Genomic DNA, 19199 nt, shown 5'->3' on the forward strand with positions numbered 1-19199 from the left:
GAGAGCCCCGCGTGAGCCCCGTGTCCCCCCGGCCGAACGTGCCCGCGTGGGCCGTCGTCGCCTTGGCCGCCGGAACCGCGGCCACGCTCGTCACCGCGGCCGGCGCCGTGGTGGCCGCCCTGACCTCCCGCGCGATCGTCACGCCGTCGCTCCCGGTCGACGACGTGCGCATCCTGGGCTACGACGAGACCGCCCGCACGGTCGACCTGGCCGTGACGGCCGACTCCATCCTGCCGGGCCTCTACAGCCTGCGCTTCTCGGCCGACACCGGCCACGCCCGCATCGGCGAGGTGCTCTCGGTCGCCGACGGCGTGGTGCGCCGCTCGGTGCTCGCTGTCGACTACGGCGAGCTCTCCCGCGCGAGGAGCGGCCGGATCAGCGGGTGGTACTACATCCACCCGCGCGAGCTCGGTGTCGAGGTCGAGGAGGTGTCGGTGCCGACCGCGGTGGGCCCGGCGCCGGCCTGGTACGTGCCGGCGGCCGATCCCGCCGCTGTGAAGTGGGTCGTGCAGGTGCACGGGCGCGGGGTGCGCCGCGGCGAGACCATCCGCGCGCTGCCCGTCTTCCACGAGCACGGCTACCACGTGCTGCACATCTCCTACCGCAACGACGGCGAGGCGCCGCGCTCGGCCGACGGCCGCTACGCGCTCGGCGACACCGAGTGGGAGGACCTCGACGCGGCCATCGACTGGGCGGTCGACCGGGGCGCCCGCGACGTCGTGCTGATGGGCTGGTCGATGGGCGGCGCGATCGCGCTGCAGGCGATGGGTCGCGCCCGGCACCGCGCGCTCGTCCGCGGGATCGCCCTCGAGTCGCCGGCGGTCGACTGGCGCGAGGTGCTGCGCTACCAGGGGCGGGCGCGACGGGTGCCCGAGCTGGTGGGAGACGCGGCCTTCGCGACCATCACCCACGCGCCGGGCCGCCTGGTGACCGGCCAGGAGCATCCGCTCGACCTCGACCGGCTCGACTTCGTGAAGCGGTCGCACGAGGTCGACGTGCCGGTGCTGCTCATGCACAGCGACGACGACGGCTACGTGCCCTCGGGCGCATCACGGAGGCTCGCCGAGGCGCGGCCCGACCTCGTCACCTTCGTGCCGTTCTCGATCGCCCGGCACACCAAGCTGTGGAACTACGACCGGGTGAAGTGGAACCGCGCGATCAGCGACTGGCTGACCGCCAACGGGCTGTGACCCGAACGCCGACGCGCCTCAGGCCGCGACGCGCTCCCGCAGCTGCCGCTTGGTGCGCCCGAGCATCGCCGTCATGCCGCGGATGCGCAGTAGCGACACCGCCTCGGTGAGCCCGATCGTGTTCGGGAAGTCGTCGGGGATGCCGAGCACCTCGTCGACGGTCAGACCGTCGATGCCCTGCACGAGGATCGACGCGAAGCCGCGCGTGGTGGGCGCCTCGCGCGGAGCCGTCGCGAACAGGTGCACGACTCCGTCGTCGACCTCGACGAAGATGTACACCGGCGACTGGCACTCCTCGACCCGCTCCAGCAGGTCGGGATGCTCGCTGTAGCGCGCGGGCAGCTCGGGGAGCTCGTTCGCGAACTCGAGCAGCATCTCGAGCCGCTCGCGCTGCCCGAGGGCGAGGAAGTCGTCACGGATCTCGGCGAGCGTCGCCGGCAGCTGGTTCTCGGTCATCCCCTCCAGTATGCGCGCCCTCAGCGCGCGGGCACCTCGCCGGGCTCCGAGCCCTTGACGATCGGCACCCGCACGGTGCTGCCCCACTCGGTCCACGAGCCGTCGTAGTTCCGCACGTCGTCGAAGCCGAGGAGGTGGGTGAGCACGAACCAGGTGTGGCTCGACCGCTCGCCGATGCGGCAGTACGCGATCACCGGCTCGCCCTCGGTGAGACCGGCGCCCTCGCGGTAGATGGCGTCGAGCTCGGCCACCGGCTTGAAGGTGCCGTCGTCGGCGGCGGCCTTCGCCCACGGCACGTTCGCGGCACTCGGGATGTGACCGGCGCGCAGGGCGCCCTCCTCGGGGTAGGCCGGGGCGGTGGTGCGCTCTCCGCTGTACTCCTCGGGGGAGCGCACGTCGATCAGCGGGTGCCCGAGGTGCGCGAGCACGTCGTCCTTGAAGGCGCGGATCTCGGCGTCGTGCCGCTCGACGACCGGGTACTCCACCGCCTCCGGGGCCGGTCGCTCGGTGGTGACGGGGCGGCCCTCGGCGATCCACTTGTCGCGGCCGCCGTCGAGCAGGCGCACGTCGTCGTGGCCGAACAGCGAGAACACCCAGAGGGCGTAGGCGGCCCACCAGTTGTTCTTGTCGCCGTAGATCACGACGGTCGAGTCGCGCGAGATGCCCTTGCCGCCGACGAGCGCCGCGAAGGCCTCGCCGTCGATGTAGTCGCGGAGCACCGGGTCGTTCAGGTCGGTGTGCCAGTCGATCTTGACGGCGCCGGGGATGTGCCCGGTCTCGTAGAGCAGCACGTCCTCGTCGGACTCCACCACCACGAGCCCCTCGTCGCCGAGGTGGGCCTCGAGCCAGTCGCCCGACACGAGGCGCTCCGGATGCGCGTACCCGGCGAACTTCGGAGCGGAATCGGTCTCGACAGTCATTTCACAACCTCCAGTTAGGGTAGGGGACGCCCCCTACGAATCTAGGTCCTCCGCGGCCGGCTCTGCACGCCAGGGTCACACTTCGAGACACAGGATGATCCGATGACAGCCGAGCAGCAGGCCGTTGCGCCGCGCCTCACCGAGCGCAGCCCCTCGATGACGGCGGCCGAGCTCGCCGCGACCCTGGTGCCGCCCCGCCAGTTCGACACCGCCTCGTTCGAGAGCTACCGCCCCGACCCCGACTACCCGTCGCAGGCCGAGGCGCTCGAGAAGATCACCGCGTTCGCCGGCAGCTGGGCTCCGGCGAAGTCGGGCGGGTTCTTCAGCCGGGCGAAGAAGGCCCCGGCCGCGAAGCCCGGCATCTACCTCGACGGCGGCTTCGGCGTGGGCAAGACCCACCTGCTCGCCGCCCTCTGGCACGCCGCTCCCGGCCCGAAGTACTTCGGCACCTTCATCGAGTACACGGCCCTCGTCGGCGCCCTCGGCTTCAGCGAGGCCGTGAAGCTGTTCCACGGTGCCCGCTTCATCGCGATCGACGAGTTCGAGCTCGACGACCCGGGTGACACCATGCTGATGACCCGCTTCCTCGGCGAGCTCGTCGCGGGCGGCACGCGCCTCGCCGCCACCTCCAACACCCCGCCGAACGCGCTCGGGGAGGGCCGCTTCGCCGCCGCCGACTTCCTGCGCGAGATCCAGGCCATCGCCGACCGCTTCGACATCGTGCGCATCGACGGCCTCGACTACCGCCGCCGCGACATCGAGGGCCACGCCGTCGCGTTCGGCAGCGACGCCGAGCTCCTCTCCGCCGTCGAGCGCCGGGCCGCGGCGGGGGAGTCGATCACCCTCGACCCGTTCAGCGAGCTCGTCGAGCACCTCGGCAGCATCCACCCCTCGCGCTACATCAAGATGATCGACGGCGTCGACGTGATCGCGCTCAGCGACGTCACGCCCCTCCTGAATCAGACGGATGCGCTGCGACTCGTCGCGTTCGTCGACCGCGTCTACGACGCTCAGATCCGCATCCTCGCCTCCGGCACCCCGCTCGACGAGGTCTTCGCGGGCGACATGCTGAACGGCGGCTACCGCAAGAAGTACCTGCGCGCGACGTCGCGTCTGATCGCCTCGGCCTCGCTCTAGCCCTTCGGGGCACGCCGAGCATCCGCTCGGGACATTCTGCGCACCGCGAAACATCGAATTTACATTCGGCCCCGCCGTGTAACACGGCGTACACAGAACACGTCTCCTCGCGAAACGTGCTGTCGACAGACTTCACGTGCCTGCAATTGCGCCCCCGGCGTCGTGCTCGCCCTCGGCATCACAGCAATTCCAGTTGTACCCGCCCAGCACGTTATAGAGAGGTAACCATTCATATGGAAGAAGTAACCGGCAACCTGAACTCGTTGTGGTTGCTCGTTGCAGCCGCCCTCGTGCTCCTCATGACCCCTGGTGTCGCGTTCTTCTACGGCGGCATGGTCAAGGCGAAGTCCGTCATCTCGATGATGATGATGAGCTTCGGAGCAATGGGCCTCGTGGGCGTCCTCTGGGTGCTCTACGGCTACGGCATGGCCTTCGGCACCCCGCTGATCCCGGGCCTCCTCGGAAACCCGTTCGACGGCTCGATCGGCCTCGGCAGCCTCCTCGGCATCGACGAGTCGGGCGCCATGAGCCCCGACCTCGCCGGCCTGGCCTTCGCCGGCTTCCAGGCGACCTTCGCGATCATCACCGTCGCGCTGATCTCGGGAGCCATCGCCGACCGCGCGAAGTTCGGCGCCTGGATGGTCTTCGCCGGTGTCTGGGTCACCGTCGTCTACTTCCCGGTCGCCTTCTGGGTGTTCAACCTCGCTGAGGGCTGGGCTCCCGTCTGGGGCGTCAACGACTTCGCCGGTGGCACCGCGGTGCACATCAACGCCGGTGCGGCGGCCCTCGCCCTCGCTCTGGTGCTCGGCAAGCGCGTCGGCTTCCAGAAGGGCATCCAGAAGCCGCACAACGTGCCGCTGACCCTCCTCGGCGCCTCGCTGCTGTGGTTCGGCTGGTTCGGCTTCAACGCCGGCTCCGAAGCCGCGGTCGACGGCGTCGCCGCCATCGCCTGGATCAACACCCTCGCCGCCCCGGCCGCCGCCATCATCGGCTGGCTGATCGTCGAGAAGATCAAGGACGGCAAGCCCACCTCGATCGGTGCCGCGTCGGGTGCCGTCGCCGGCCTCGTCGCCATCACCCCGGCCTGCAACATCCTGACCCCGGGTTGGGCGATCGTGCTCGGCGTCATCGCCGGTGCCGTCTGCGCCCTGGCGATCGAGCTGAAGTTCAAGCTCGGCTTCGACGACTCGCTCGACGTCGTGGGCATCCACCTCGTCGGCGGCATCATCGGAACGCTCTACATCGGCATCTTCGGTGCCGGCATCGGCCTGCTGGACACCGGCTCGCTGGAGCAGCTGGGCAAGCAGGCGGGCGCGGCCGCGGTCGTGCTGGTCTACTCCTTCGTGATGGCGTTCATCATCGGCTGGATCATCCAGAAGACGATGGGCTTCCGCATCAAGAACGAGGACGAGGTCGCCGGCGTGGACACCACGGTGCACGGCGAAGAGGGCTACGTGCTCGAGACCGTCTGATCCGTCTCTCCCCGATAGCGGGGCGTCACCTGCGGGTGGCGCCCCGCTTCGTCGTTCGCGGCGCGGGCGAGGCGCGTCGCCCCCACGACGGCCGCGGGCATCGCGACGACGGCACCGAGCGGGATGAGGAACACGAGGTAGGCGGCGACGCCGAAGCCGAGGGTGCGCGCGCGGCGGTGGCCGAGCATCCGTCGCCGCTGTTTCAGGGGGACGTCGCGCGCGTCGAAGGCGAAGCCGGTGAGCTCGAGGGCGAGCACCCAGCCGCCGAACAGGGCGCCGAGCACCGGGCCGGCGATCTGGCCCACCACGGGTACGAGCCCGACCGCGAACAGCATCACGCCGATGCCGAGTGCGAGCAGCAGCAGTCGCAAGGCGTTCAGGATGCCGCGGGCAAGCTGCTCCCAGAATCCGCCGGCGGGCTCGCCTGGGGCGTCTCCCAGGCTCTCCTCGGTGGCGCGCCAGATGCGCTCGTAGAAGGGGTCTCCGACGGCCAGGGTGATGGCGGTGAAGGTCAGCACGACGAGCAGCACGGCGAGCCCGACGAGGGCGAGCGAGGCGGCGGCGCGGGTGATCTCGCGCCAGGGCTCGTCCCAGTCGTCGGCGAACGGGGTGGCCCAGTCGGCGATGGCGGGGGAGTTGATCACGAGCAGCACGACGCCGGTGACGTAGACCGCGCCGACGATGGCGGCGGGGATCGCGCCGAGGAGCATGAGGCCGGGACGGTTGAGCCAGGTGCCGAGGCCGCGGCCGAACAGGCCGACGCCTTCGAGGAACGAGCGGATCATGCCGCGAGCCTATGGTGATGCGGGGCCGATGCCGACTCGTCTGCCGCGGGAGTTTCTGGTGGGCGATACCGGACTCGAACCGATGACCTCTTCCGTGTGAAGGAAGCGCGCTACCAACTGCGCCAATCGCCCGCGGTTATCGATAGTAGCGGACGAAAGGGGGTGCTCGTGAACACCAGGGGGGCGCGACACGCGGTTCCGGTGTCGATTTGGCAATCGCCGAAAGAGTCGGCTAGTGTCTAATCCGTTCGCAGGAATGCTGAACGAAATGCGGATGTGGCGCAGTGGTAGCGCATCACCTTGCCAAGGTGAGGGTCGCGAGTTCGAATCTCGTCATCCGCTCGAGTGAAGTTACTCGGTTGTGAGAACCCCGGTTCATCACAGTGCACGAACTGGGTGGCGTGGCCGAGAGGCGAGGCAGCGGCCTGCAAAGCCGTCCACACGGGTTCAAATCCCGTCGCCACCTCCACTCCACCACCAGCGGAGCCTGTCTCCACTGGGCGATTGGCGCAGCGGTAGCGCGCTTCCCTGACACGGAAGAGGTCACTGGTTCGATCCCAGTATCGCCCACCACCACGAACCCTCGACCTGCCGGCCGGGGGTTCTTCTGGTTCTGCAAGCCGGTACCCCTCGAAAGGACTCCCGACATGGCCGACATCCAGATCCTCGAGGCCGGCGGCCGATCGATCCCCGTCGTCGACGAGGGCGTCGGCCCGGCCGTCGTCATCCTCACCGAGCAGGGTGAGGGAGTCGACTACCTCGACGCGCTCGCCCACGTGTTGGTCGAGGAGGACTTCCGCATCGTCCGTGTCGGCACGGTGGCCTCCGATGCCCGTTCGGGCGTCGACAACGTCACCGCCGTGCTCGACCACCTCGCCATCGCCGACGCCTGGGTCGGCGGCCACGGCTTCGGCGGCACCGTCGCCCGCCATCTCGCCCACGACCAGCACGAGCGCGTCAACGGCGTGCTGCTGTTCGGTGTCGAGGCCGGCGACGACCTTCCTGCGCCGGTCGAGGGGATGCCCGTGCTCGTGATCCAGGGCGACGCCGACGAGGTGAACCCGCCGGCCAACGGCGAGGCCCTCCGCGCCGCGGCCCCCGGCCTCGTCAGCGTCGTTCCCATCGAGGGCGGCGGCCACCGCTTCCCGGCGACCCACGTCGGCGCCACCTCCTGGGCGATCGAGGACTACCTCGACTGGGACTGACCTCCCGGCAGCGCCGGTAGAGTTGGTTCGTTCTGCACCGACAGCTAGGGAGCATGCGAGCGTGGCAACTGGATTCGACCTCTTCACCGACCGGGCCGTCGTGGCCCTCCGCGTCAACGGAGAGCTGAAAGACCTCGCCACGACCGTGTCCGACGACGACACCGTCGAGCCCGTCACGATCGACAGCCCCGACGGCCTGGCCATCCTGCGCCACTCGGCCGCCCACGTGGCCGCCCAGGCCGTGCAGGCCATCAACCCCGAGGCGAAGCTCGGCATCGGCCCGCCCGTGACCGACGGCTTCTACTACGACTTCGACGTCGCCGAGCCCTTCACCCCCGAAGACCTGAAGGCCATCGAGAAGGGCATGGAGCGCATCGTGCGCGCCGGCCAGCGCTTCGTGCGCCGCGTCGTCACCGAGGACGAGGCGCGGGCCGAGCTCGCCGACGAGCCCTACAAGCTCGAGCTGATCGGGCTGAAGGGCGGCTCGGCCGACGACGCCGAGCTGAACGGCGACAACGAGTCGGTCGAGGTCGGCGGCGCCGAGCTCACCATCTATGACAACGTCGACCCGAAGACCGGCGAGACCGTCTGGAAGGACCTCTGCCGCGGCCCGCACCTGCCGAGCACGCGGATGATCGGCAACGGCTTCGCGCTCACCCGCCTCGCGGCGGCGTACTGGCGCGGCTCCGAGAAGAACAAGCAGCTGCAGCGCGTCTACGGCACCGCCTGGCCCACCAAGGACGAGCTGCGCGCCTACCAGACCCGCCTCGAGGAGGCCGCCAAGCGCGACCACCGCAAGCTCGGCGCCGAGCTCGACCTGTTCTCCTTCCCCGACGAGATCGGCTCGGGCCTCGCGGTCTTCCACCCGAAGGGCGGCATCATCCGCTCGCAGATCGAGGACTACCTGCGCCGTCAGCTGGTGGCCAACGACTACGAGCTGGTGAACACCCCGCACATCACCAAGGCGCACCTGTTCGAGACCAGCCAGCACCTGCACTGGTACAAGGACGGCATGTTCCCCGCGATGCACCTCGACGAGGAGCAGGACGCCGACGGCAACATCACCCGCCAGGGCCAGGACTACTACCTCAAGCCGATGAACTGCCCGATGCACAACCTGGTGTTCCGGGCGCGCGGCCGCAGCTACCGCGAGCTGCCCCTGCGCCTGGCGGAGTTCGGCACGGTCTACCGCTACGAGAAGAGCGGCACCCTCTCCGGCCTCACCCGCGTGCGCGGCCTGACGCAGGACGACGCCCACATCTACGTCGCGCAGAGCGAGGTGCGCGAGGAGCTCACCCGCCAGATCGACTTCATGCTGGAGGTGCTCCGCGGCTACGGCCTCGACGACTTCTACCTCGAGCTGTCGACCCGCGACCCCGAGAAGTCGGTCGGCACCGATGAGATGTGGGAGACCGCGACCGAGACCCTCCGCGAGGTCGCCCTGGCCTCCGGCCTGGAGCTCGTTCCCGATCCCGGGGGAGCGGCGTTCTACGGCCCGAAGATCTCGGTGCAGGCGCGCGACGCCATCGGCCGCACCTGGCAGCTGTCGACCATCCAGCTCGACTTCAATCAGCCCGAGCTGTTCGAGCTGGAGTACACGGCGCCCGACGGCACTCGTCAGCAGCCCGTGATGATCCACCGCGCGCTGCTGGGCTCGATCGAGCGCTTCTTCGCCATCCTGCTCGAGCACTACGCCGGGGCGTTCCCGGTCTGGCTCGCGCCGGTGCAGGTGGTGGGCATCCCGATCGCCGACGACCACGCCGACTACCTCGCCGAGGTCATCCGCCGGCTGAAGAAGCGCGGCATCCGCGCGCAACTCGACGACTCGGCCGAGCGCATGCAGAAGAAGATCCGCACCCACACCAAGGACAAGGTGCCCGTGCTGCTGATCGCCGGAGGCGAGGACGTGGCGGCCGGCTCGGTGAGCTTCCGCTTCCGCGACGGTTCGCAGGAGAACGGCGTGGCCGCTGACGAGGCGATCGAGCGCATCGTGGCGAGTGTCGAGAAGCACCTGCAGGTCACCTCCGCCGGTCAGCTCTGATGGAGCGCGAGCCGGTCGACGGGGTCGAGCCGGAGGCCGTCGAGCTCGAGGGCTCCGACGGCTTCGCGGGCGTGCCCGACGAGTTCCAGCGCCTGTGGACCCCGCACCGCATGGTCTACATCGAGGGCGGCCCGCAGCCGCACATCGACGAGTGCCCGTTCGATCGTGCCCCCACGCTCTCCGACGAGGAGGGGCTGATCGTCGCCCGGGGCGAGCACGCCTACGTGCTGCTCAACCTCTTCCCGTACAACTCCGGCCACCTGCTCGTCTGCCCGTACCGGCACGTATCGACGTACGACCTGGCGACGGATGCCGAGGTGGCCGAGATCGCGAGCCTCACGCAGACGGCCATGCGGGTGCTCACGGCCGTGTCGAACTGCGACGGCTTCAACATCGGCATGAACCAGGGCCGGGTCGCCGGCGCCGGCGTCGCCGGTCACCTGCACCAGCACATCGTGCCCCGCTGGGCCTCCGACGCGAACTTCTTCCCGATCATCGCGCGCACCAAAGCCCTGCCGCAGCTGCTCGGCGACGTGCGCGCCACGATCCAGGCGGCCTGGCCTCAAGTAGACTGACCACCGACTTCCGAAGGAGATTCTCGTGTCCGGACATTCCAAATGGGCGACGACCAAGCACAAGAAGGCCGTCATCGACGCTCGCCGTGCGAAGTCGTTCGCGAAGCTCATCAAGAACATCGAGGTGGCCGCCAAGATCGGCGGAGCCGACATGTCGGGCAACCCGACCCTCGTCGACGCGGTGCAGAAGGCCAAGAAGACCTCGGTGCCGAACGACAACATCGACCGCGCGATCAAGCGCGGTGCCGGCCTCACCGGTGAGGTCATCGACTACCACACGATCATGTACGAGGGCTACGGCCCCAACGGCGTCGCGCTGCTGATCGAGTGCCTCACCGACAACAAGAACCGGGCCGCGGCCGACGTGCGCACGGCGATGACCCGCAACGGCGGCACCATGGCCGACCCGGGCAGCGTGGCCTACAACTTCAGCCGCAAAGGCGTCATCACCGTCGCCCACGCCGGTGAGCTCAGCGAGGACGACGTGCTGATGGCCGTGCTCGACGCCGGGGCGGAAGAGGTCACCGACCGTGGCGAGACCTTCGAGGTGCTCACCGACCCGTCGCACATGGTCGCCGCGCGCACCGCGCTGCAGGAGGCCGGCATCGACTACGACTCGGCCGACGTCGAGTTCGTCGCCAGCCTCCAGGTCGAGGCCGACGCCGAGACGGCCCGCAAGGTGTTCCGGCTGATCGACGGGCTGGAGGACTCCGACGACGTGCAGAACGTGTACACGAACATGGATCTGACCGCCGAGGTGCAGGCCGAGCTCGAGAACGAGTCCGACTAGCCGACTGGCACCGAGCGGCCGGAAGGGCGCGACATGAGGGTTATCGGCATCGACCCCGGGCTCACCCGCTGCGGCGTCGGCGTGGTCGACGTTTCGCCGACCCGCACGGCCGTGCTCGTGCACGTCTCGGTCATCCAGACCCCGCCCGAGATGCCGCTCGAACTCCGCCTCCTGGCGGTCGCCGCCGGCATCGAGGCGGTGCTCGACGAGCACCGGCCCGACCACCTCGCGGTGGAGCGGGTGTTTGCGCAGCACAACGTGCGCACCGTGATGGGCACGGCCCAGGTGAGCGGTCTCGCGCTGCTCGCGGCGGCGCGCCGGTCGCTTCCCGTCGGGCTGCACACGCCGTCCGAGGTGAAGGCCGCGGTCACCGGGTACGGGCAGGCCGACAAGAAGCAGGTCGGCACGATGGTGGCCAAGGTGCTGAAGCTCGACGAGATCCCGCGTCCGGCCGATGCGGCGGATGCTCTGGCCCTCGCGATCTGCCACGCCTGGCGACTGCCGCTCGGGAGCTCGGGCGGTGCGTCGGGCGGTGGTGCCGGATCGTCCGGGGGCGGCGCGTCGGCCTCGTCCGCGGGCGGCGGCGGAGCATCCGGACTCACCCCGGCGCAGCAGGCGTGGCGCGCCGCCGAGCAAGGGACGAAGTCGCGGGTGGCCGCCCGTAGGCTGGTCTGATGATCTCAGCCTTGCGCGGCACCGTGCTCTCCCTCTCGGGCGGTACCGCCGTCATCGACGTGGGCGGTGTCGGGTTCTCGGTGGCCGTCACCCCGCGGCACGCCCTCTCGCTCCGCACCGGCTCGGAGACGACCGTGCTGACGACCCTGATCGTGCGGGAGGACAGCCTGTCGCTGTTCGGCTTCCCCGACCAGGACTCGCTCGACATCTTCTCGGCGCTCGTCGGCGTCACCGGGGTGGGCCCGAAGTCGGCGCTCGGCGTGCTCGCCGAGGTGACGCCGAACGAGGTCGCCTCCGCCGTCGCCCGGGAGGACGACGCCGTCTTCCGCAAGGTCTCGGGCATCGGCCCGAAGACCGCCAAGCTCATCATCGTCTCGCTGGCCGGCAAGCTCGCCGTGCGCCAGGTCGAGGCGCCCGCCGAGCCCTCGGCCGGCCCCTCGCCCGTCGTGCGCGGCAACGTCGAGCGCGCGCTGGTGGGCCTCGGCTACCCCGAGCGGAGCGCCACCGCCGCTCTCGACGAGGTGCTCGAGGCCGCCTCGGCCGCCGACGCCGGCAACGTGCAGACCCTGCTGCGGCTCGCCCTCGCCGTGCTCGGCCCGGCGAAGAACACCGGGGGAGCGCGATGACGCCCGGGTTCGACGGGAACGAGGTCGTCAATCCCGAGGTCGAGGGCGACGCCGAGATCGCGTTCGAGGGAGCCCTGCGCCCCAAGTCGCTCGCGGAGTTCGTGGGGCAGCGCAAGGTGCGCGGCCAGCTCCAGCTGCTGCTCGACGCGGCCGCGATGCAGGACAGGACGCCCGACCACATCCTGCTCGCCGGCCCTCCCGGCCTCGGCAAGACCACACTCGCCATGATCGTGGCGCACGAGACCGGGCGTCCGCTGCGCATGACGAGCGGCCCGGCCATCCAGCACGCCGGCGACCTCGCGGCCGTGCTGTCGTCGCTCGTGCCGGGCGAGGTGCTGTTCATCGACGAGATCCACCGCATGGCCCGCTCGGCCGAGGAGATGCTCTACCTCGCGATGGAGGACTTCCGCATCGACATCATGGTGGGCAAGGGGGCGGGGGCGACGAGCATCCCGCTCGACCTGGCGCCGTTCACCCTGGTCGGCGCGACCACCCGGGCCGGGCTTCTGCCGAACCCCCTGCGAGACCGCTTCGGCTTCACGGCCCACCTGGAGTTCTACGAGACCGACGAGCTCGTGCGCGTGCTGCACCGTGCGGCCGCGCTGCTCGGCGTCGAGATCGAGGAGGAGTCGCTGCGCGAGATCGCGTCGCGCTCCCGGGGCACGCCCCGCATCGCGAACCGCCTGCTGCGGCGGGTGCGCGACTTCGCGCTCGTGGCCGGCACCGGGGCGACCCTCGCCGCCGTGCGCGCCGCCCTGGAGCTCTACGACGTCGACGAGCTCGGCCTCGACCGCCTCGACCGCGCCGTGATGACCACCATCCTGCAGCGCTTCGACGGCGGCCCCGTGGGGCTCAACACCCTGGCCGTGTCGGTCGGCGAGGAGGGCGAGACCATCGAGGCGGTCGTCGAGCCGTTCCTCGTGCGGATCGGCCTGATCTCGCGCACGCCGCGAGGCCGGATCGCCACGAAGTCGGGCTGGGCGCACTTCGGCCTGGAGCGCGATTCCGCGGCCCTCTTCGGCGATGACCTATAATTCAAGCTGGTCTTCAGGCTCAGCACCCTAAGCTGTTCCTCGCTCAACAACCCCCACCATCTGGAAGGCGCCGTTTTTCATGGCATTCGATCCGTTAACCATCGTCATGCTGGTCGTCCTGGCCGTGCTGGTGATCTTCATGTTCCGCAACAGCCGCAAGCGCCAGCGCGAGGCCCAGGAGCTGCAGAGCAAGGTGGCGGTGGGCGCCGAGGTCATGACGAACTTCGGCGTGTACGGCACCGTGCTCGAGATGGACGACGAGGAGAACCAGGTCCTCCTCGAGACCACCCCCGGCACCGTGCTGAAGGTTCACCGCCAGACGGTCACCCGCGTCGTCACCCCCTCGCCCCTGGCCCCGGTCGACGAGCCGGTCGCCCTCGACGGCGAGCCCGCCTACGGCGAACGCCTCGACGAGCCCACCGACTCGAGCGCGTCGCCGCTGCTCGACGGTCCCTCCACCCGAATCACGGATGCCCCCGACTCCGCCGCAAAGTCCGACAAGAAGGGCGACGAGTAACAACTCGTCCGACCTCTGACTCACGCTCGTCGCGATGGCGCTCGAGCGAACAGAAAGCTGAGTAACTGGTGGCACAATCGACCGCCGTGAAGAAGGCGTGGAAGACGCTGATCTGGCTCGGAGTGATCTTCGCGGTCCTGATCGGCACGATCGCTGGAGGCGTGCTGTTCAGCACCGCCACGTGGACCCCGAAGCTCGCCCTCGACCTCGAGGGCGGCACGCAGATCATCCTGACCCCGAAGCTCGAGTCGGGGCAGGAGGTCTCGGCCGAGCAGCTCGACCAGGCGGTGTCGATCATCCGGCAGCGTGTGGACGCCAGCGGTGTCTCCGAGGCCGAGGTCACCACGCAGGGTGCCCGCAACGTCGTCGTGTCGATTCCGGGTCAGCCCGACGACGCCACGCTGAACCGCATCGAGTCCTCCGCGAAGCTCGACTTCCGCGCGGTGCTGCTGGCCGGCGTCGCCACGCCGTCGGCGTCCACCTCGCCGAGCGCGTCGCCCGACCCGAGCCTGTCCACGGTTCCCACCGCGACGCCCACCAACGGCAGCGACCTGGCCTACGTGACGCCCGCTCTGCAGGCGCAGTTCGACAGCTTCGACTGCGCGTCCGAGGCCGCGGAGGACGCCGGTCAGGCCCCCGCCGACCAGCCGCTCGTCACCTGTGACGACAACGGCGTGAAGTACCTGCTCGGGCCTGTCGAGATCGAGGGCGCCGACATCGCCGACGCCTCGGCCGGCGTCGCCACCACGCAGCAGGGCGCCTCCACCGGCCAGTGGGTCGTCGACATCTCGTTCAACGACGCCGGCACCCAGAAGTTCGCCGACGTCACCACCCGGCTGTTCGGCCTGCAGGGCGTGCAGAACCAGTTCGCCATCGTGCTCGACGGCAAGGTGATCACCGCCCCCACCACCGGAGGCGCCTTCACCGACGGCAAGGCCCAGATCTCGGGCTCGTTCACGCAGGACTCCGCGCAGACGCTCGCCGACCAGCTGAAGTTCGGCGCGCTGCCGATCGGCTTCACCACGCAGTCCTCCGAGGCCATCTCGGCGACGCTCGGATCGACGCAGCTGCTTTCCGGCCTCATCGCCGGCGCGATCGGCCTGATCCTCGTGGTGATCTACTCGCTGCTGCAGTACCGCCTGCTCGGCACGGTCACCATCGCCTCGCTCGTCGTGGCGGCGGCGCTCACCTACCTCCTGGTGACGCTGATGTCGTGGCGCATCGACTTCCGGCTGTCGCTCGCCGGCGTCGCGGGTCTCATCGTCGCGATCGGCATCACGGCCGACTCCTTCATCGTCTACTTCGAGCGAATACGAGACGAGCTGCGCGACGGGCGGGCTCTGAACTCCTCGGTGCAGGCCGGCTGGAAGCGCGCGATCCGCACGATCACCGCCTCCGACGCCGTGAACTTCCTTGCCGCCGCCGTGCTCTACGTTCTCGCCGTCGGCAACGTGCGCGGCTTCGCGTTCACGCTGGGTCTCACGACCATCGTCGACATCGTCGTGGTGATGCTGTTCACGCACCCGCTCATGACGCTGCTCGCCGAGCTGCCGTTCTTCCGCGACGGTCACAAGCTCTCGGGTCTCGACCCGCGCGCCCTCGGCGCGGTCTACCGCGGACGGGCCCAGTTCCGGGCGCCGTCCGCGAGCGTCACGGCGGCCAAGAAGGGCTCGTCGAGCCGGGAGGCCGTGAAGCGCCAGACCATCGCCGAGCGCAAGGCCGCCGAACTCTCCGCGAGCGGCACCGGCTCGACCCGCACGACCGACGAGGGGAAGAACTCCTGATGGCCAGCTTCTCCCAATTCGGAAACGACCTCTACTCGGGCAAGCGCTCGATCGACTTCGTCGGTCGCCGCCGCATCTGGTACATCATCTCGGCGGTGCTCGTGCTGGTGGCCCTGATCGGTCCGTGGCTGCGCGGCGGCTACGAGTTTGGCATCGAGTTCCGCGGTGGCTCGGAGTTCACCGTGTCCCAGGTCTCGACCATGGACCAGACGCTCGCGACGAACGCCGTGAACGAGGCGGCCCCCGGCGTGAACCCCCGGGTCAGCACCCTCGGTGGCGACTCGGTGCGCGTGCAGACCGACGAGCTCGACAAGACGCAGACCTCGACGGTTCAGGATGCCCTGGCCACCGCCTACGGTGTGCCGGCCGACGACGTCACCACCTCCTTCATCGGGGCGACCTGGGGCCAGGACATCACGACCCAGGCCATCCGGGGCCTCGTGATCTTCCTCGTGCTGGTGGCCGTGTTCATGGCGCTGTACTTCCGCACCTGGAAGATGGCGGCGGCGGCGCTGATCGCGCTGCTGCACGACCTCGTGATCACGGCGGGCGTCTACGGTCTGACCGGGCTGGAGATCACCCCCGCCGCGGTGATCGGGTTCCTGACGATCCTCGGCTACTCGCTCTACGACACCGTGGTGGTGTTCGACAAGATCCGCGAGAACACGGCCGGTATGACTGAGCGCGGCACGCAGACGTTCCCCGAGATGGTGAACCTCGCGATCAACCAGACGCTCGTGCGGTCGATCAACACCTCGATCGTGGCCGCCCTGCCGGTGGCGTCCATCCTCATCATCGGGTCGTTCGTGCTCGGCGCCTCGACCCTGCGCGACATCTCGCTCGCGCTGCTGATCGGCATCATCGTCGGCACGTACTCCACGATCTTCGTGGCGGCGCCGCTGTACGTGCAGTTCCGGCAGAACGAGGCGAAGATGCGCAAGCACGACGCCCGCGTCGAAGCCGATCGGGAGCGCGCGGCCAAGACGGCCGTCGCCTCCGCCTGATCGTCCGTCCGGGCCCTGCCGCGCATCCGAACCCGGGTGTGCGGCAGGGCCCGGCGTGCTTCCGGGCCGCCGCGTGCATCGGTGCCTCCGCGCTGGGGGATAATCGACGTGGAGGCCTGACATGACCGAGACGAGCACCACCTCGACCGCGACGCTGCGACGTCTCGTTCCGCGCCTGTTCTCCCGCGCCCAGCCGGCCGGTGCGGTCGACGAGCTGCTGCGCACGGTGCGCACGAACCACCCGAAAGCCGACCTCACCATCCTCGAGCGCGCCTACGCCACCGCCGAGAAGGCGCACGACGGACAGAAGCGCCGGAGCGGCGAGCCGTACATCACGCACCCGATCGCCGTGGCGCAGATCCTCGCCGAGCTCGGGCTCGGCTCGAAGGCCGTCGCCGCCGCCCTGCTGCACGACACGGTGGAGGACACCGAGTACTCGCTCGACATGCTGCGGCACGACTTCGGCGACGAGGTCGCGATGCTCGTCGACGGCGTCACCAAGCTCGACAAGGTGAAGTACGGCGACAGCGCCCAGGCCGAGACCGTGCGCAAGATGATCGTGGCGATGTCCCGCGACATCCGCGTGCTGATCATCAAGCTCTGCGACCGGCTGCACAACGCGCGCACCTGGGGCTTCGTGCCCGCCGAGTCGGCGGCCCGCAAGGCCAAGGAGACCCTCGAGATCTATGCGCCGCTGGCGCACCGCCTGGGCATCCAGTCGATCAAGTGGGAGCTCGAGGACCTCTCGTTCGCCGTGCTGTACCCGAAGCTCTACGTCGAGATCGAGAACCTCGTGCGCCAGCGCACCCCGCAGCGCGAGGAGTACGTGCAGCAGGTCATCGACGCCGTCGGCGACGACCTCAAGTCGGGCCGGATCCGCGGCAAGGTGGTCGGCCGCCCCAAGCAGTACTACTCGATCTACCAGAAGATGATCGTGCGCGGCCGCGAGTTCGACGAGATCTACGACCTCGTGGGCATCCGCGTGCTGGTGAACACCGTGCGCGACTGCTACGCCGTGCTCGGCTCGATCCACGCGCGCTGGAACCCGATCCCCGGCCGGTTCAAGGACTACATCGCGACGCCGAAGTTCAACCTGTACCAGTCGCTGCACACCACGGTGATCGGGCCGGGTGGCCGTCCCGTCGAGATCCAGATCCGCACCACCGAGATGCACCAGCGCGCCGAGTTCGGTGTGGCGGCGCACTGGAAGTACAAGGAGCGGATGAACGGCGGCAAGTCGTCGTCGACCGCCCCCGCCGGCATGCCCGACACCGACATGGCCTGGCTCGCCCGCATCAGCGATTGGCAGGCCGAGACCGTCGACCCCGGGGAGTTCCTCGACTCGCTGCGCTTCGAGATCGGGGCGAAGGAGGTCTACGTCTTTACCCCCAAGGGTAAGGTGATCGGCTTGCCCGCCGGGGCGACCCCGGTCGACTTCGCCTACGCCGTGCACACCGAGGTGGGGCACCGCACCATGGGCGCCAAGGTCAACGGGCGGCTGGTGCCGCTGGACTCCACCCTCGGCTCCGGCGACGTCGTCGAGGTGTTCACCTCGAAGAACCCGGATTCCGGCCCGTCGCAGGACTGGCTGAGCTTCGTGCAGAGCCCGCGGGCGCGCAACAAGATCCGTCAGTGGTTCACCAAGGAGCGGCGCGACGAGGCCATCGAGCAGGGCCGCGACGCCATCGCCCGCGCGATGCGCAAGCAGAACCTTCCGCTGCAGAAGCTGATGAGCCAGGACTCCATCGCCGACGTGGCCTCGCAGCTGCACTACGACAACGTCTCGGGGCTGTACGCGGCCATCGGCGAGGGTCACATCTCGACCCAGTCGGTGATCGAGAAGGTGCTCGCGTCGCTGCAGACGGAGGTCGAGAGCGACGACTCCGATCTCGACGTGTTCGTGGGCAACCGTCCCCGGGTCACGCACAGCGACTCGGGTGTGCTGGTGCGAGGCGCCCCCGACATCCTGGTCAAGCTCGCCAAGTGCTGCACGCCGGTGCCCGGCGACCCGATCGTGGGCTTCGTGACGCGGGGTTCCGGCGTCTCGGTGCACCAGTCCGACTGCCACAACGTGGCATCGCTACTGAACGAGCCCGAGCGCATGATCGACGTCGAGTGGGCGCCGTCGTCGAAGAGCGTGTTCCTCGTGCAGATCCAGGTCGAGGCCCTCGACCGCTCGGGGCTGCTCTCCGACGTCACGCGCGTTCTGTCGGAGCACCACGTGAACATCCTCTCGGCCTCGGTGAGCACGTCGAGCGATCGCCTGGCGATCAGCCGCTTCGTGTTCGAGATGGGCGACACGACCCACCTCGATCGTGTGCTGAACGCGGTGCGGCGCATCGACGCCGTGTACGACGTGTACCGCGTCAGCGGAGGCTGAGCGCGCCCGGCCGGCGGCACTGCTGCCGCGTCAGCGGAGGCTGAGCGCGGCCAGGCGGTCGAGGGCGCGCTGCTTGTGCGGCAGGTGCGGTGACCGGTGCAGGGCCGCCGCCGCCCGCTCGCGCCCCGAGGTCTGCATCAGGAGCAGCGTGATCACCGCGCTGCGGTGCCGGCCGTCATAGCGGTCGTCGGGAGGAAGGCGCAGCAGGTCGAGCGCCGTGCGGAGCGGCGTGGTCGACAACACGCCCCGCACCAGGATGAGCTCGTCGGGCCGGAGCACCGCCTGCCTAACGCTCCACGCGACGTCGGGCACCACCCGCACGCGGTGGTCGCTGCGTACGCACAGCTCGAGCGGCCCCGGCGGCGCGGCCCACGCGCCGTGCAGCCACGCCGCGGTGCGCCGCTCCACCACGAGACCCACGGGCAGTCGTGGCAGCAGGGAGAGTGCCCGGAGCTCCCGAGCGCCCCGCAGGTCGACGGTGCCGGCGATGTCGGCGGGGGAGAAGCGGTCGCCCACTCCGACGAGGTCGCCGTCGAGCCGAGCCGCGTGGAGCTCCGCCAGATGCAGGTCGGTGCGGTCGAGGAGGAAGGGCAGCGAAGGGGGCATGC

At 69.7% G+C, this 19199-nt stretch carries 18 protein-coding genes and 4 tRNA genes; 17 read left to right on the top strand and 5 right to left on the bottom strand.

Annotation, left to right across the window (positions count from 1 at the left end):
- Window positions 1-11: 11 nt before the first annotated feature.
- The gene (locus tag NVV95_RS00215) at window positions 12-1190 is read left to right on the top strand and encodes an alpha/beta hydrolase family protein (protein ID WP_259484537.1); all 1179 of its coding nucleotides are present in this window, start codon (window positions 12-14) and stop codon (window positions 1188-1190) included.
- An 18-nt stretch (window positions 1191-1208) separates the two neighbouring features.
- Here NVV95_RS00215 and NVV95_RS00220 read toward each other — a convergent pair whose 3' ends face one another.
- Together NVV95_RS00220 and NVV95_RS00225 are read right to left on the bottom strand one after the other, a co-directional pair.
- Window positions 1209-1646: a SufE family protein gene (locus NVV95_RS00220; RefSeq protein ID WP_259484538.1), complete on the bottom strand. Its 438-nt coding sequence runs from the start codon at window positions 1644-1646 to the stop codon at window positions 1209-1211.
- Between the two features lie 20 nt (window positions 1647-1666).
- Complete coding sequence (locus tag NVV95_RS00225; protein WP_259484539.1) at window positions 1667-2566, bottom strand: sulfurtransferase; 900 nt, start codon at window positions 2564-2566, stop codon at window positions 1667-1669.
- Window positions 2567-2668: 102 nt separating this feature from the next.
- Here NVV95_RS00225 and zapE point away from each other — a divergent pair, with 102 nt between their 5' ends.
- Window positions 2669-3703: a cell division protein ZapE gene (zapE, locus tag NVV95_RS00230; protein WP_259484540.1), complete on the top strand. Its 1035-nt coding sequence runs from the start codon at window positions 2669-2671 to the stop codon at window positions 3701-3703.
- Window positions 3704-3936: 233 nt separating this feature from the next.
- Window positions 3937-5175: an ammonium transporter gene (locus tag NVV95_RS00235; RefSeq protein WP_259484541.1), complete on the top strand. Its 1239-nt coding sequence runs from the start codon at window positions 3937-3939 to the stop codon at window positions 5173-5175.
- On the opposite strand, the gene NVV95_RS00240 is transcribed toward NVV95_RS00235, so the two are convergent.
- Together NVV95_RS00240 and NVV95_RS00245 are read right to left on the bottom strand one after the other, a co-directional pair.
- On the bottom strand, window positions 5154-5960 hold the full coding sequence (locus tag NVV95_RS00240) for an EI24 domain-containing protein (protein ID WP_259484542.1): 807 nt from the start codon (window positions 5958-5960) through the stop codon (window positions 5154-5156). The two genes, NVV95_RS00235 and NVV95_RS00240, sit on opposite strands and share 22 nt — an antisense overlap.
- Window positions 5961-6016: 56 nt before the next feature.
- Window positions 6017-6092: transfer RNA gene (locus NVV95_RS00245), tRNA-Val, on the bottom strand.
- Window positions 6093-6230: 138 nt separating this feature from the next.
- Between NVV95_RS00245 and NVV95_RS00250 the strand changes: the two genes are divergently transcribed.
- From NVV95_RS00250 to NVV95_RS00315, 14 genes are all read left to right on the top strand, one after another.
- Window positions 6231-6302: transfer RNA gene (locus NVV95_RS00250), tRNA-Gly, on the top strand.
- A 53-nt stretch (window positions 6303-6355) separates the two neighbouring features.
- Window positions 6356-6429, top strand: a tRNA-Cys gene (locus NVV95_RS00255).
- Window positions 6430-6458: 29 nt separating this feature from the next.
- Window positions 6459-6533 (top strand) — tRNA-Val (locus tag NVV95_RS00260).
- Between the two features lie 74 nt (window positions 6534-6607).
- The gene (locus NVV95_RS00265) at window positions 6608-7165 is read left to right on the top strand and encodes an alpha/beta fold hydrolase (protein WP_259484543.1); all 558 of its coding nucleotides are present in this window, start codon (window positions 6608-6610) and stop codon (window positions 7163-7165) included.
- Window positions 7166-7226: 61 nt separating this feature from the next.
- Complete coding sequence (gene thrS / locus NVV95_RS00270) at window positions 7227-9206, top strand: threonine--tRNA ligase (RefSeq protein ID WP_259484544.1); 1980 nt, start codon at window positions 7227-7229, stop codon at window positions 9204-9206.
- Complete coding sequence (locus NVV95_RS00275; RefSeq protein WP_259484545.1) at window positions 9206-9781, top strand: HIT family protein; 576 nt, start codon at window positions 9206-9208, stop codon at window positions 9779-9781. Before thrS ends, NVV95_RS00275 begins: the two co-directional genes overlap by 1 nt.
- A gap of 25 nt (window positions 9782-9806) precedes the next feature.
- Window positions 9807-10571, top strand: coding sequence for a YebC/PmpR family DNA-binding transcriptional regulator (locus tag NVV95_RS00280; protein WP_259484547.1), 765 nt, complete (start codon window positions 9807-9809; stop codon window positions 10569-10571).
- Window positions 10572-10604: 33 nt separating this feature from the next.
- On the top strand, window positions 10605-11246 hold the full coding sequence (gene ruvC / locus NVV95_RS00285; protein WP_259484548.1) for a crossover junction endodeoxyribonuclease RuvC: 642 nt from the start codon (window positions 10605-10607) through the stop codon (window positions 11244-11246).
- On the top strand, window positions 11246-11872 hold the full coding sequence (gene ruvA / locus NVV95_RS00290; protein ID WP_259484549.1) for a Holliday junction branch migration protein RuvA: 627 nt from the start codon (window positions 11246-11248) through the stop codon (window positions 11870-11872). The genes ruvC and ruvA overlap by 1 nt, the downstream gene beginning before the upstream one ends.
- Complete coding sequence (ruvB, locus tag NVV95_RS00295) at window positions 11869-12906, top strand: Holliday junction branch migration DNA helicase RuvB (protein WP_259484550.1); 1038 nt, start codon at window positions 11869-11871, stop codon at window positions 12904-12906. Before ruvA ends, ruvB begins: the two co-directional genes overlap by 4 nt.
- Window positions 12907-12985: 79 nt before the next feature.
- A complete protein-coding gene (gene yajC / locus NVV95_RS00300; protein ID WP_259484551.1) occupies window positions 12986-13423 on the top strand; it encodes a preprotein translocase subunit YajC in 438 nt (145 codons plus the stop codon).
- A 68-nt stretch (window positions 13424-13491) separates the two neighbouring features.
- Window positions 13492-15207, top strand: coding sequence for a protein translocase subunit SecD (secD, locus tag NVV95_RS00305; protein WP_259484552.1), 1716 nt, complete (start codon window positions 13492-13494; stop codon window positions 15205-15207).
- Complete coding sequence (gene secF, locus NVV95_RS00310; protein WP_259484553.1) at window positions 15207-16211, top strand: protein translocase subunit SecF; 1005 nt, start codon at window positions 15207-15209, stop codon at window positions 16209-16211. Before secD ends, secF begins: the two co-directional genes overlap by 1 nt.
- A 121-nt stretch (window positions 16212-16332) precedes the next feature.
- Window positions 16333-18591 (top strand): RelA/SpoT family protein, encoded by a 2259-nt coding sequence (locus tag NVV95_RS00315; protein WP_259484554.1) that lies wholly within the window; start codon window positions 16333-16335, stop codon window positions 18589-18591.
- A 30-nt stretch (window positions 18592-18621) separates the two neighbouring features.
- Here NVV95_RS00315 and NVV95_RS00320 read toward each other — a convergent pair whose 3' ends face one another.
- The gene (locus tag NVV95_RS00320) at window positions 18622-19197 is read right to left on the bottom strand and encodes a type IV toxin-antitoxin system AbiEi family antitoxin (protein WP_259484555.1); all 576 of its coding nucleotides are present in this window, start codon (window positions 19195-19197) and stop codon (window positions 18622-18624) included.
- Window positions 19198-19199 lie beyond the last annotated feature (2 nt).

Origin of the sequence: Herbiconiux gentiana (assembly GCF_024978135.1) — a bacterium.
GTDB classification, from domain to species: domain Bacteria; phylum Actinomycetota; class Actinomycetes; order Actinomycetales; family Microbacteriaceae; genus Herbiconiux; species Herbiconiux gentiana.